Origin of the sequence: Halomonas sp. KX33721 (assembly GCF_001596805.1) — a bacterium.
Taxonomy (GTDB): Bacteria; Pseudomonadota; Gammaproteobacteria; order Pseudomonadales; family Halomonadaceae; genus Vreelandella; species Vreelandella aquamarina.
Genome location: NZ_LVIA01000009.1, coordinates 114,655 through 128,649 on the forward strand (window position 1 = coordinate 114,655; position 13,995 = coordinate 128,649).

General features: G+C 58.1%; 13 protein-coding genes. 2 read left to right on the forward strand and 11 right to left on the reverse strand.

All coding sequences use genetic code 11. The features are described 5' to 3' along the window. The first annotated feature begins 17 nt into the window (after positions 1-17). Complete coding sequence (locus A3220_RS03770; protein WP_062373267.1) at positions 18-2,864, forward strand: valine--tRNA ligase; 2,847 nt, start codon at positions 18-20, stop codon at positions 2,862-2,864. Between the two features lie 94 nt (positions 2,865-2,958). On the opposite strand, the gene A3220_RS03775 is transcribed toward A3220_RS03770, so the two are convergent. After that, entirely contained in the window at positions 2,959-3,411 is a 453-nt protein-coding gene (locus tag A3220_RS03775; RefSeq protein ID WP_083602228.1) for an META domain-containing protein, read from the reverse strand. A 21-nt stretch (positions 3,412-3,432) separates the two neighbouring features. After that, a complete protein-coding gene (gene gloA / locus A3220_RS03780) occupies positions 3,433-3,873 on the reverse strand; it encodes a lactoylglutathione lyase (protein WP_062359978.1) in 441 nt (146 codons plus the stop codon). Positions 3,874-4,087: 214 nt separating this feature from the next. On the opposite strand from gloA, the gene A3220_RS03785 reads away from it, so the two are divergent. Next, entirely contained in the window at positions 4,088-5,158 is a 1,071-nt protein-coding gene (locus A3220_RS03785; protein ID WP_062373270.1) for a metal-dependent hydrolase, read from the forward strand. Positions 5,159-5,183: 25 nt separating this feature from the next. Here A3220_RS03785 and A3220_RS03790 read toward each other — a convergent pair whose 3' ends face one another. The 9 genes from A3220_RS03790 to rho form a co-directional block, all read right to left on the reverse strand. Then, positions 5,184-5,912: an MliC family protein gene (locus A3220_RS03790; RefSeq protein ID WP_062373275.1), complete on the reverse strand. Its 729-nt coding sequence runs from the start codon at positions 5,910-5,912 to the stop codon at positions 5,184-5,186. Positions 5,913-5,983: 71 nt separating this feature from the next. After that, positions 5,984-7,354, reverse strand: a complete 1,371-nt coding sequence (iscB, locus tag A3220_RS03795) for an RNA-guided endonuclease IscB (protein WP_062373278.1) — start codon at positions 7,352-7,354, stop codon at positions 5,984-5,986. A 337-nt stretch (positions 7,355-7,691) separates the two neighbouring features. Continuing rightward, positions 7,692-8,204, reverse strand: a complete 513-nt coding sequence (locus A3220_RS03800; protein WP_044629698.1) for a DUF3087 family protein — start codon at positions 8,202-8,204, stop codon at positions 7,692-7,694. Between the two features lie 61 nt (positions 8,205-8,265). Further along, positions 8,266-9,342, reverse strand: coding sequence for a 3-deoxy-7-phosphoheptulonate synthase (locus A3220_RS03805; RefSeq protein ID WP_044629699.1), 1,077 nt, complete (start codon positions 9,340-9,342; stop codon positions 8,266-8,268). 316 nt (positions 9,343-9,658) lie between these two features. Next, positions 9,659-9,799 carry a hypothetical protein gene (locus tag A3220_RS17410; protein ID WP_164834378.1) on the reverse strand — a complete coding sequence of 47 codons (141 nt, stop codon included), beginning with the start codon at positions 9,797-9,799 and terminating at the stop codon, positions 9,659-9,661. A gap of 128 nt (positions 9,800-9,927) precedes the next feature. Further along, positions 9,928-10,056 (reverse strand): hypothetical protein, encoded by a 129-nt coding sequence (locus tag A3220_RS18140; protein ID WP_269474858.1) that lies wholly within the window; start codon positions 10,054-10,056, stop codon positions 9,928-9,930. 65 nt (positions 10,057-10,121) lie between these two features. After that, positions 10,122-10,889 carry an NAD(P)H-flavin reductase gene (locus A3220_RS03815; RefSeq protein WP_044629701.1) on the reverse strand — a complete coding sequence of 256 codons (768 nt, stop codon included), beginning with the start codon at positions 10,887-10,889 and terminating at the stop codon, positions 10,122-10,124. Between the two features lie 41 nt (positions 10,890-10,930). After that, positions 10,931-12,424 (reverse strand): 4-hydroxy-3-polyprenylbenzoate decarboxylase, encoded by a 1,494-nt coding sequence (ubiD, locus tag A3220_RS03820; RefSeq protein ID WP_062373280.1) that lies wholly within the window; start codon positions 12,422-12,424, stop codon positions 10,931-10,933. 65 nt (positions 12,425-12,489) lie between these two features. Next, positions 12,490-13,749, reverse strand: coding sequence for a transcription termination factor Rho (gene rho, locus A3220_RS03825; protein WP_044629703.1), 1,260 nt, complete (start codon positions 13,747-13,749; stop codon positions 12,490-12,492). Between the last annotated feature and the right edge of the window lie 246 nt (positions 13,750-13,995).

A 13,995-nucleotide genomic window follows, 5' to 3' on the forward strand; every position in this document is an offset into this window, starting at 1 on the left:
CCGTGAGCCGACTCCCCATGGAAAAGACCTACCAACCCGAACAGATCGAAACCCGCTGGTACGAACGCTGGGAAGCCGATAACCGCTTCGCCCCGTCTGGCCGCGGCAAGCCCTTCTCGATCATGATTCCGCCGCCCAACGTGACCGGCAGCCTGCACATGGGCCACGCGTTCCAGGACACCATCATGGATACCCTGACGCGCTGGAAGCGGATGCAGGGCAACAACACCCTGTGGCAGGTAGGCACCGACCACGCCGGTATCGCCACGCAAATGCTGGTGGAGCGCAAGATTGCAGCCGAAGAGGGCAAGACCCGTCATGACCTCGGCCGCGAGGCGTTTATCGAAAAAGTGTGGGAGTGGAAGGAAGAGTCCGGCGGCCACATTACCCGACAGCTGCGCCGCATGGGCGCCAGCGTCGACTGGAGCCGTGAGCGCTTCACCATGGACGATGGCTTCTATAAAGCGGTTCAAGAAGTTTTCGTGCGCCTGCACGAAGAGGGCCTGATCTATCGCGGCAAGCGGCTGGTCAACTGGGACCCCACCCTGCACACCGCTATTTCCGACCTGGAAGTCGAAAACAAGGAGCAGCAGGGCAGCTTCTGGCACTTCCGCTACCCGCTGGCCGACGGCGTCAAGACCGACGACGGCAAGGATTACGTAGTGGTCGCCACCACCCGCCCGGAAACCCTGTTGGGTGACACCGGCGTGGCGGTCAACCCAGAAGACCCGCGCTACGCCTCCTTGGTGGGCAAGTTCATCGAGCTGCCGTTGGTAGGCCGCCGTATCCCCATCGTGGCGGACGAGCACGCCGATATGGAGAAAGGCTCGGGCTGTGTGAAGATTACCCCGGCCCACGACTTCAACGACTACGAAGTCGGCAAGCGTCAAAACCACCTGCTGATCAACGTCTTCACCAAAGATGCGACGATCCTCGAGCAGGCGGAAATTTTCGACCTAAAAGGTCAGCCGCAGCCCGATGAAGACGCTACCCTGCCGGCCAAATACGCGGGCTTGGATCGTTTCGAAGCACGCAAGCAGATCGTCGCCGACATGGAGGCCCTCGGCCTGCTGGAGCAAGTGGAAAGCGTCAACAACACCCTGCCCTACGGCGACCGCTCCGGCGATGTCATCGAGCCGCTGCTGACTGACCAGTGGTTCGTGGCCGTGGAGAGCCTCGCCAAGCCCGCCATCGAAGCGGTAGAGAACGGCGACATTCAGTTCGTGCCGAAAAACTACGAGAACATGTACTTCGCCTGGATGCGTGACCTGCAGGACTGGTGTATTTCTCGCCAGCTGTGGTGGGGCCACCGCATTCCGGCTTGGTACGACGCCGACGGCAATGTTTACGTGGCTCGCAGTGAAGAGGAAGCCCGCGAGAAGCATGGCCTGGGCGCTGACGTAGCACTGACCCAGGACGAAGACGTACTGGACACCTGGTTCAGCTCGGGCCTGTGGACATTTGGCACCCTCGGCTGGCCGGAGAAAACGCCGGAGTTGGAAACCTTCCACCCCTCCAGCGTGCTGGTGACGGGTTTCGACATCATCTTCTTCTGGGTCGCCCGGATGATCATGATGACGCTGAAATTTACCGGTGAAGTCCCCTTCAAGACCGTTTACGTCCATGGCCTGGTGCGCGATGGCCAGGGCCAGAAGATGTCCAAGTCCAAGGGCAACGTGCTGGACCCCATCGACTTGATCGACGGCATCAGCCTGGACGCGCTGCTGGAAAAGCGCACCGGTAACATGATGCAGCCTCAAAAGGCCAAGGCGATTGCCAAGGCGACCAAAGAAGAGTTCAAAGACGGCATCGAGCCCCACGGCACCGATGCGCTGCGCTTTACCTTCCTTTCACAGGCCACCACCGGGCGTGATATCAAGTTCGATATGAACCGCCTGGATGGCTACCGCAACTTCTGTAACAAGCTGTGGAACGCCTCGCGCTATGTGCTAATGAATGCCGAAGGCGAAGATTGCGGCACCAGCGGCGAAGAAGTGGAGCTGTCGCTAGCCGATCGCTGGATCATCTCCCAGCTACAGAAAACCGAAGCGCAGGTCACCAAGGCGATGGACGAGTACCGCTTCGACCACGCCTCCCAGGCGCTATACGAGTTCGTTTGGAACGAGTACTGCGACTGGTACCTGGAGCTTTCCAAGCCTGTTTTATGGGACGAAGCGGCCAGCGCCGACGCCAAGCGCGGCACGCGCCGTACGTTGGTGCGCGTGCTGGAAGCCATTCTGCGTCTGGCCCACCCGATGATGCCCTATATCACCGAAGAGATCTGGCAGCGCGTGGCCCCGCTCGCAGGCACCTACGTGGGCGACGATGCCTCCATCATGCATCAAGCGTGGCCGGAAGCCGACGAGAGCAAGATCGACGAGCAGGCCACCCGCGACATCGAGTGGCTGAAAGGCGTGATCATCGCGGTGCGCAACATCCGCGCCGAGATGAACATTGCCCCCGGCAAGCCGCTGGATGTGCTGCTGACCAAAGGCCAGCCCGAAGACACCGAACGCCTGGAACAGAACCGCCGCTTCCTGGCCAAGCTAGCGAAACTGGAAAGCGTGACGTGGCTAGCCAACCCAGAAGACGCCCCGCTTTCGGCCACGCAGCTGGTCGGCGATATGGAAGTGTTGGTACCGATGGCAGACCTGATCGATAAAGACGCGGAGCTTGCCCGCCTCGCCAAAGAGATCGAGAAGCAGGATAAGCTTATCGGCGGTATCGAGAAGAAACTGGGCAACGAAGGTTTCATTGCCAAAGCCCCCGACGCCGTGATCGAGAAAGAGCGTGGCAAACTGGCAGAGTACCAGTCCGCCAAAAAGCTGTTGGAAGAGCAGCAGGCGAAGATTGCCGCAATGTAATCCCCCGCTCATGACAGTCTCACAACGGCACCTACTGGGTGCCGTTGTCGTATCTACAGCGCCTTTTTCACGCGATGACTAAGCCGATAGCGGCTTAGTTAGCTTCCCGCCAACCGCCGAGCACACGGCTATCCGGTCCGAAGAACACCAAACGGTCGTGGTCAATCAAGTAACGATACGCGGTATCCAGCATATCGGTGACCCGCTTGGCGTCTTCCATATTGGGGCAGGCCATTCGGGTGGAGGCCAGTTCGCTGAACTCAATGCGCTGGCTTTCGCCCAGGCTCACCTTGCCGGTGAACTGGTTGCAACCATCCGAGCCGCTAACCTTGCCGTCGCGGCCGATGCGGAAAAATGGCGTACTGGGCATCGACAAACGCTCATCGGTCCCCACCAGCAGCAGGTTCCAGCGCTGCTCGACGATCGGCCCCGACAAATCACCACGAGGGGGCGCATCCACTCGCTCCTGCTGCGGAGAGCTACCACAGGCAGCCACCAGTAGCGCCAGACTCAACCCCATCAGCGTATTGCGATAGTGTGCTTTCACCTTGCGTGTGCTCCTGCTCATTCACCAGCTGCCGCTGTTTTCCATGGAGGCCCAAGGCTCCTGGGGTGACAACGCATCGCCTTTTTGCAGCAGCTCGACAGAGATGCCGTCGGGCGACTTCACGAACGCCATGTGGCCGTCGCGGGGCGGACGGTTGATGGTGACGCCGTTATCCTGAAGTTTCTGGCAAAGGGCGTAAATGTCGTCGACACGGTAGGCCAAATGGCCGAAATTACGGCCACCCGTGTACTCTTCCGGGTCCCAGTTGTAGGTAAGCTCAAGCTCGGGGGCAGTAAGGCGCTCGGAGCGCGCTTCATCTTCAGGAGCCGCTAGGAACACCAGCGTAAAACGGCCCTTTTCGTTCTCTTTGCGGCGTACTTCTTTCAGGCCGAGCAGGTCACAATAAAAGTGAAGCGAGGCGTCTAAGTCGCTGACGCGTACCATGGTGTGTAAAAACTGCATATCATTTCCTCTTCATTGAAGAATGGTAATTATATCCCGTGCAACCGCCGAGTGCGGTGCCGAGCCGGTCACGTAGCGCCATTAAAACATAGACAATAGTGCGACACTAAAATAGAAAGTAGACACGCTGTATAATGGCGTCACGGCTGTTCATCTAGTGTGTCACTCTTCAGTGACAATCACGATTCGCTATCGGCTCGTCGAGGAGAGGTCTGTGGATTCGATTACGCAAGCGGCGCTTGGCGCAGCGGTAGGTGGTGCCGTGTTAGGTAAGCGACTGGGCCGCAAGGCCATTGTCATAGGTGCGCTACTGGGTACTCTACCCGATTTGGATGTGGCGCTGGATTATGGCGACGCCATTGCCAACGTCACCGAGCACCGTGGCTTCAGCCATTCCCTGTTCGTATTGACGGGCCTTGCCACGTTGCTGGCCGTGCTGTGTGCCCGCTTTGCTCCAGCGCGGGATATCTCGTTGGGTCGCTGGTGGTGCTTTTTTACGTTGATATTAGTGACTCACCCGCTGCTCGACTCGCTGACCACCTACGGCACGCAGTTGCTCTGGCCGCTAGACGCACCGCCCGCCGCGTGGCCTATCGTCTTCATCATCGATCCGTTCTACACGCTACCGCTGCTTATGGCGCTGATCATCGGCAGCGTGTCGGGCAAGGTACGCAGTGCCTGCCGCACGGGGCTGGTGATCTCCTGTGTTTACCTCATGATGGCCGCAGGTGCCAAATGGAGCGTTGAGCAGCGCCTAACGCCAGCCCTAGCCGAGGCGGACTTACAAGCAGCCCCCGTACTCATCCAACCCACGCCGTTCAATATCGCACTATGGCGGGCAACGGTCATCGATGAAGACCGCTACTATGAGAGCTTAATCAGCGTGTTTGATCGTGATCGCGTTCCAGCGCTGGAGCCACTGCGCCGTAATGTAGTGCTGGAGGAAAGCGCTCTAGAGGGTCCGTTGGGGCAGCGGCTGACGTGGTTCACCGGGCCGTTTTTACGTTTCGAGACACGTCACATCGATGGGCAAGAGACGCTGATCGCCACTGACATTCGGCTAGGCTTTCCCGGTTTTCATCCTTTCAGCTTTACCCTAGCAACCCGAGAGGAAGAGCGCTGGGTACCGGTAGCCGTTAGCGAAGAAGTAGACAGCCCAAGAGGATTACACATGGCCACGCTGGCGCGGCTTGCCGCGCGAGCGGGTGGCGATGTATCAGCTCTGTGCGCCAGCGATTACGAGGAACCGCAGTGGCGCGCAGAGCCGTTTCTGTACCGCTGCTAATGGTTGAGATGCTAGATCATGATGGCTAGGGCGCGATGCCCTGGCCACACCCTTTGTACTGTTCGCCGCCAATGGTGAGCGTGACACGAGCAGGATAGGGTTCGCCACTCATATCGTCGAAACAGGCACCTGATTCAATACGTACGCGGAAAAACTGCTCGGCGTTGGCATTCTCGATCACCACCCGGCCCGCGTCGTTATCCATCACGCTGACCATATAAGGCATGGTGGTGGTGTCGCTGCCGTAGTTGGTAGTCCAGGTCATTACTGGCGCATCGTTCGCCAGTTCAATCGTCCAACCCGGCTCGTTGCCGCGGGCTAACAACATCACGCCAGGGTGGCGTGATCGGGTCGCAACCTCCCGGTCAACCCCTTGCTGGCACTGCAATTGCCCACGGGGCGTTTCAATTTGCGCCTGATCGCCGCGGTTCCAGAAGCTGATATCGCCATTTTGATAGCGGGCACCGCTGGCCACCACGGCTTGAGGCAGTCGCCACGCGCCATGTAGCGACCACAGCCGTAACTCTTCACCATTGACGGCCGTGACTAAGTCTTGATTGGCTGGTTGGCAGTTCCAAGCTTGAAAGCGCTCAGCGCTACCGGGAAACAGCACCGAAGGCAACAGTGGTGCACTGCTCTGCACGGTGGTTTTTACCGGCTGCTCCGGGGCGGGCGCACTGGTCGCGCAGCCCGCTAGCAGTAAACCGGCAGCCACCGCCGTGGCGAATCGTAGTGACGTAACATTAGCACTCATCTGATTTTGCGCGGGATACCCGGTACTTCTAGTGCCGGGAGGGATAGCGCGTCGCCCGCAGGGCGACTGTGTTACGCCACCGCCCGTCCCGCTTCTCCTGTTAGGTTGCTGAAGAGTGTGACGTAATAGCCGTAGCCATCGCTCCGTTGGATAAGGGTGCAGTATTTGTGCGAGATGCCTTGCACTGCACCGTATTCGGCTTGGATGTTAAAACTGCCGGTTTTGCGTATCGCGACACGCCCTGTATGGGTGCCTGCTTTCTTGCCGGTGGGTACTATCGCACGCACCATGTCACCGGTTTGAAAGCCGTGCACCTGCTTTTGCCGCATCAAAAAGCCCCGTGGGAAGCCGTGTTTCGTTAAGCGCGTGCGCTGGTAGCTGCCGCGCCCCATCGCCTTGATCGTCAGTGTCGGCACTGTCCAGTCATACAGCTTACCAAAAGCTCCGACACACGCGGCGTCCAGGGCATGCGTCTTGGGGATGTTGAGGCGCTGCCGGTTGTATTTGGTGCGGCCACCGCTGCTCACGGCGACCGGTAAATCCGTGGTTTTGAGCGCGGAGAACAGCGCCCAGCGGGTCGCATTGACCGCGCTGGCATCGCGCAGCGGTTGCTTGAGCTGGCGCTGCACACGCTCAAGCCGAGCGTTAGCGGTGTGGCCGTTGGCTTTCAGGCGCTTTTTCAGGCCTTTGTCAGTGGCGAAAAAATCCACCAGTGACAGTGCATCCTTGCTCTGGTTGCAGGGGTGGCAGCTTAGGGTCAAATTGCTGACACGATTCGAGCCGCCGCATGAACGCGGCACCACATGCTCGATCTCCAGCGGCGTGTCGCCGGTGCCACAGTAGGCACACTCACGCCCCCATTTTTCCAGTAGGTATTCGCGCACCTCGTAGCCCAGCAGGGTGCCTTGCTGGTACTCGACGCCGTTGATCTCGGGGTTATCCAGCTTCTGCGTATCAAAGCGCACCAACTCTTGGCTGATGGCGGTTACAGGCGCTAAACGATTCAACCGGTTCACCCAGGCCGTGACGGTATCGACGCGATGCTGCAGCGACGGTGCCAGCCAGCCCTTGGGTTTGGTGCGATTATTGAAGCGCGGGGCGCGGTAGCGCAGGTTGGCACTGCGGCGCCGACGCCGAAAAGCCGCTCGTTGCTGTAATGCCTTTTTGATCTGAAAGCCGCGATGGATCAGTTCAAACAGGCACAGCACATGCCGCTGCTGACTGTCCGGTTCGCGCATCAGCGCCAGCCCGGTCGTTTTGCTGCCAGGGTCGATGCCCAGGCGAAGCGGTTGCGTGCTACCGCCCACTCGATCTTTCAGCCGGATCGTGAACGGGTAACGCTTATGCACCACGGCACGACCACGCGCCAGCAGCAACCGAGCACGCTTTTCACTGCACGGCATCAGCGGTTGCTTCTTTTTGTCCAGTACGAAAATCGCCATGCGATCTTCTCCTTAAATAGCGCCCTTACGGGCCTGGTGTCGCGGGGCTTGCGCTCCGTCTCCCCTCGGGAATGTCGATAACCGGCTCCTGCCTTGTGGCAGCGGTCAAGACCTTCGGCGTTTTACCCTGCGCCAGCATGATCTTGACCTTTCAGAGCCACGGACTGAGGAAGCATCCGTGGGTGAGTCTTGGCGACCTGTTATCAACGTAGCGGCTGTACCGCCCGCTTACCCTGGTCAACTAGGCTTGCTTTCACAAGCTCCCGCCTTCAGGCGGGGGTAGTTGACTGAATACGCTCCCTGTTAATCCCTCATCGGTAATACCCTTGCGCGCGACTTACTTTTGTTTGAAAGCGCTCAAGTCATGCGGGTCAAACGTGGTGACTTCTTTGGGTAGGCCCAACGCTTCACGCTTCACTTTAACCTGCATTTTTTCCGCTAAACGTTCGGCATCGTCGTCGGTGGTGCGTCCATTTAGCTCGGCAAGCTGGGCCATGCCCTGGTGGTAAAAGGTCAGGATATCCAGCGCTAGGCGATTATCCTCTTCCACCGCGCGGCGCAGCGGCTGTAGGTAGCTGCTAATACGCGACAGGTGATGCTTGAGCTGCCAAACATAGCGCACCTCAGCCATCCATGGGCGCTCTCTTAACGCAGCGAACATAGCGCTGGTGGCGAGCAGGCCCAACAATACGCCCAGAGCGTTCAGCCAGACGCTGCTGCCAAAGGTAGTGGTGAGGAGCATTGAAAACAGCAGGCCAAAAATAATCAGTTGCCCGGCCATCGCCACGCTGATAATGCGGGCTTTGCGCTGGTAAGACGCGGGGTCGTGCTGTTCAAGGGAAAAGGCCATGGCCAACCTCGTGATCAAAAGGAACTCTTATGATACGGGGCTGGCCGGGGCAGTCAACGCGCTAGGTCAGTCGTTCCGCGGCGGTTTTCAGCAAGCGCTCGGTGGTCTCCCAGCTGACGCAGGCATCAGTGACCGAGACGCCGTAGCGTAGCGCACTGGGCGTCAACGCTTGTTTGCCTTCGTACAAATGGCTCTCTAGCATCAGTGCCACCAAATTTGCGTCGCCCGCTTGACGCTGAGCCAATACATCCAGCATCACTTCGCTTTGGCGGCGGTGATCTTTGCGGGCATTGGCGTGGCTGCAGTCCACCATCAAACGCGGATTCTGGCCTGCTTCGCGCAGTGTATTAACTGCGCTGCGTACATGGTGGGCTTGGTAGTTGGGCTCGCCGTGGCCGCCGCGTAGCACCACGTGGGTGTGCGGGTTGCCTGCGGTCTCCTGCATGATAGGGCGACCCTGGCGATCCATGGCAAAACGCTGATGGGAGTGGGCGGCAGCCTGCATAGCATCAATGGCCACCTGCACATCGCCGCTGGTGGCATTTTTGAAGCCTACGGCGGCGCTGAGGTCGCTGGCCAGCTCACGGTGCAGCTGGGATTCCGTCGTACGTGCCCCAATCGCTACCCAGCTCAGCAGGTCATCCAGGTACGGGGCTAACATGGGCTGTAACAGCTCGGTGGCCACCGGCAGGCCGCGGGAGGCGACGGCGTGCATAAGCTCACGGGAAAGGGCGATACCGCGCGGCATGTCGCCGCTGCCATCAAGATCAGGGTCGTAGGCCAGCCCCTTCCAACCGACCGTGGTGCGCGGCTTTTCAACGTACACTCGCATCACTGGCAAAATCTGCTCGCTGACCTCATCGCTAAGCGCTGCTAGCCGATCCGCATACTCCAAGGCAGCATCCGGGTCGTGGATGGAGCACGGACCCACTACGACCAGCAGACGGTTATCTTGACCACTGAGAATGCGCTGTACCGCTTGGCGCTGCTGGTCGATTTGTGCACTCAGCGTGCTATTCACCACCACACGCTGGCGTAGCTCAGCGGGTAGCGGCAGCGCCGTCGCAGACATAAGCGTGGAGGCCTGGGCAGTAGAGGAACAAGCGGTGTTGATTGGGGTGTTGATTGGGGCATTCATAGGGTTAACTCTCCGAATTCGTATGACATAACGCGTGACATCGCATCATCAACTTGCCACCCAGGTGGGCACGATCGGAGGTGGCAGCTTGCACCGAACGCGCGTCGCTAAATCGCCAGCCATAGCCATAGCCGAGATAACGGATGGCGTTGGGGCTAGCGATTGAGTGGGCGCGATAAGACATGGTGCAGCTCCTTAATAATCTACCTATGAAAAAATGAGGGTTAATAAAACGAAAGAAGCCTCGGTGGGGTTACCCACCGAGGCTTCTTTGCATGCGGCAGGCAACCGGGGCGGTGTGCCTGTTGGCGCGACGCTAGGCGTCGGCCAGGGGCACACCGTGGCTAAACCAATACGCTGCATAGTTAAAGCTATAGGAAGTACCCACCTTCGCCCAGGCCTCAACCACCGTTTCCGGTTTGGTGTGAGTGCGCTGTAAAGGCTTGCCATGTGGCATGGTTACTTCCTCAATATGACGTGTGTACTACATGACGTGTGTACTACGTAATGACCTAATTCTGCCTGCCTGCGCGCTAAATGGCAACAAGCAATTACCGCGAGCGTTCAATTTCCTAGCGACGAGTATTAGCTGCTAAACGCCTGAATCCAGCCAATAGTGGCAGGCAGTGCGCTCATACCTACCAATACCACGATACCGAGAATAATCGACAGAATGCCGGAATCGTCTTTAAAATTATCGTCGTGATGGCCCATGAAAGCCTCCTAGTGATCAGTAGTATCTACGGTGTATGCCGTACGCCAGAAAGTGACCCGCTATTTTAGTGAGGGCGGGGGGCGTAGGCAAATACATCCGAGAACATACGTTCATTGCCCACGCCCAAACGCTCCAGCACGTCCACGCAGGCATATACCATGCCCGGTGAGCCTGAGAGGTAAATATCGCAGTCGCTAGGCGTGACCGGTGCATTCGACAGCTCGCTTTCTAACACCAAATCAACACGCCCCTGATGGTGGGCAATGCGCTCGCCCGACGCCAGCGGCTCGGTCAGCGGGAATTCAGTGACCGCATGAAACGCAACGTTTTCATACTGCTGCGCCCATTCGCAGGCAAGGTCTTCCGCATACAAATCGCGGTGCTCACGGTTCGCCCACCATAATGAAATGGGCCGTGTGGGCTGGTCACGAAGCGCGGCTTCGACGATGGCCTTCATTTGGGCAAACCCTGTGCCAGCGGCAATCAGCAGCAGCGGGCGCTCACTTTGCGTATCCAGCACGCAATCACCGCTGGGCAGACGCACCGTTAGCTGGTTGGCGACCTGCAACAGTTGGCGCAGCCGCTGGGAGTTATCACGCTCGGGCCAGTGCTGAATTTGCAGCTCCAGCGTGCCATCGCCACGGTCGGCGCTGGCAATCGAGAAAGGCACCCAAGTGGCCTCGTCTAGCATTAGTTCAAGGTACTGACCAGGGGCGTGCTGCATTGCTTCAGCGCGACCGGCAAGCGTGACTTTAAATACGTCAGGATTAAGATCCTCGACGGCGGTGACTTGGCAGGTTAGCGTTTTACACGTTAACGTCCTAGCGCTCATGAAAGCCTCTTTATGGAAAATCGTTCGACCCATACGGCCGATTAGCCGTGGCGCGGTGTGGGTAGCGGAATATCAATGCCCAGCTCATCCCAACGCTCGTCAACGCGGGCTTTCACCGTCTCATCCATCACGATGGGAGTGCCCCACTCCCGGTCGGTTTCGCCGGGCCACTTATTCGTTGCATCCAGCCCCATCTTGGAGCCAAGTCCGGATACCGGTGAGGCGAAGTCGAGGTAGTCGATAGGCGTGTTTTCCACCATCACCGTGTCGCGGGCAGGATCCATGCGCGTGGTAATCGCCCACATCACGTCTTCCCAGTTACGCGCATCCACGTCATCATCCAGCACGATGACGAACTTGGTGTACATAAACTGGCGCAGGAAGCTCCAAACCCCCATCATCACGCGCTTCGCGTGGCCGGGGTACTGCTTCTTCATGGTGACCACCGCCATACGATAGGAGCAGCCTTCTGGCGGTAGATAGAAGTCGACGATCTCGGGGAACTGCTTGCATAGAATGGGCACGAACACTTCGTTAAGCGCTACACCTAAAATGGCGGGCTCATCGGGTGGACGACCAGTATAGGTAGAGTGATAAATGGCATCGCGGCGCATGGTCATCCGCGTCACGGTAAACACAGGGAAATGATCCACTTCGTTATAGTAACCGGTATGGTCACCAAACGGCCCTTCCGGTGCCATATCGTCCGGATAAATAAAGCCTTCCAGAATAATTTCGCTGGAGGCGGGGACTTCCAGGTCTGCGTGACCGCACTTCACCAGCTCGGTACGCGAACCGCGCAGCAGGCCAGCAAAGGCGTATTCTGAGAGCGAATCGGGCACCGGCGTGACCGCGCCTAATATAGTCGCCGGGTCAGCGCCTAGCGCCACGGCGACAGGAAAGGGCTCACCGGGATGGGCTTTTTGAAACTCAAGAAAGTCCAGCGCCCCGCCACGGTGGGAGAGCCAGCGCATAATCAGGCGATTCTTGGCGATTTTCTGCTGGCGATAAATCCCCAGGTTCTGGCGCTTTTTATGCGGGCCTTTGGTGATGACCAGCGGCCAAGTGACAAGCGGTGCCGCATCGCCGGGCCAGCAGTGCTGAATCGGCAGGCGGCCGAGGTCCACTTCATCGCCTTCGTAAACGACTTCCTGCACAGGAGCTCGCTTAACGCTTTTAGGCCCCATACTGAGTACCTGCTTAAAGATCGGCAGCTTATCCCAGGCATCTTTCAGGCCTTTGGGCGGATCTGGCTCTTTCAGAAATGCCAGCAGCTTCCCCACTTCACGCAACGCTTCTACTGAATCCTGGCCCATACCCAGCGCTACCCGCTTCGGGGTGCCGAACAGGTTGCCCAGTAGCGGCATATCGTGGCCCTTTACATTTTCAAACAGCAGTGCAGGGCCACCGGCGCGCAGCGTACGGTCGCAGATTTCAGTAATTTCTAGGTAAGGATCAACTTCCGCTTTAACTCGCTTTAGCTCACCCTGGGCTTCAAGCGCCGCAATAAAATCGCGCAAGTCGTTATACTTCAAAACACTCTCCTCAACCCGGCTGTCAGACGCTGCTCTTGCAAACGCATGGCAGTAGATGCAGCGCCTTAACGGCGCTTCATCGCTTCAAAGAATTCCAGATTGGTCTTGGTATCTTTCAGACGATCAATCAGGAACTCGGTCGCTGCGGTATCTTCCATCGGGTTAAGCAGCTTGCGTAGAATCCACATGCGCTGCATTTCTTCTTCAGAGGCCAGCAGGTCTTCACGACGAGTGCCGCTGCGACGAATGTTGATCGCGGGGAAGACGCGTTTTTCAGCCAGCTTGCGGTCAAGGTGCGCTTCCATGTTACCGGTGCCCTTGAACTCTTCGAAGATGACTTCGTCCATTTTCGAACCAGTATCGACCAGCGCGGTGGCAATAATCGTCAGGCTGCCGCCCTCTTCGATATTACGCGCGGCACCAAAGAAGCGTTTCGGCTTCTCCAGCGCGTGGGCATCCACACCACCGGTGAGCACTTTGCCGGAGCTAGGCACCACGGTGTTGTAGGCCCGCGCCAGACGGGTGATGGAGTCGAGCAGAATCACCACGTCCTTCTTGTGCTCGACCAGCCGTTTGGCCTTCTCGATGACCATTTCGGCGACCTGAACGTGACGCGCAGGCGGCTCATCGAAGGTAGAGGCGACCACTTCACCGCGTACGGTGCGGGACATCTCGGTGACTTCCTCCGGGCGCTCATCGATCAGCAGTACGATCAGATGACACTCGGGGTTGTTCCGCGTGATCGACGTCGCGATGTTCTGCAGCATCAGCGTCTTACCCGCTTTCGGCGGAGACACCAGCAGTCCACGCTGGCCTTTACCGATCGGTGAAGTCAGATCAATGATCCGAGCAGTGAGGTCTTCAGTAGACCCGTTGCCGATCTCCATGCGCAGACGCTCGGTGGGAAACAGCGGCGTCAGGTTCTCGAAGAGAATCTTATGCTTGGCGTTTTCCGGGCGGTCAAAGTTGATCTGGCTAACTTTGAGCAGGGCAAAGTAGCGCTCGCCCTCTTTGGGCGGGCGGATTTTGCCGGAAATGGAGTCGCCTTTGCGCAGATTGAAACGACGAATCTGTGAGGGCGATACGTAGATATCGTCCGGCCCAGCGAGGTACGAGCTGTCGGCGCTACGCAGGAAGCCGAAGCCATCCTGAAGAATTTCCAGCACACCGTCGCCATAGATATCCTCGCCGCTTTTGGCGTGTTTCTTGAGGATGGCGAAAATGATGTCCTGCTTGCGCGAACGGGCTAAGTTGTCGATACCCATTTCGCGGGCGATATCGAGCAGCTCGGGAACGGTTTTTTGCTTGAGTTCAGTGAGATTCATCGGTGTGTTAGAAAATTGCTCATGAAAGCTAGGCGCTAGGCGCCGGGAATAAGACAGGAGGCTTGGCCTAAATATAGGGCTAAGCGCCGAGTGATGCGTTCAGAACCCCATCTAGGCACACGCTCGAGTGGTGAAAGCTGGGCAGTCGCTGTAACAATGCCTAAAGCATAACAATGACATCAATGACTGCTTGGCGTGAGGGTGCAAACAAACTAGTTAATCTGATTGGCACAGAAAAATGCTGTT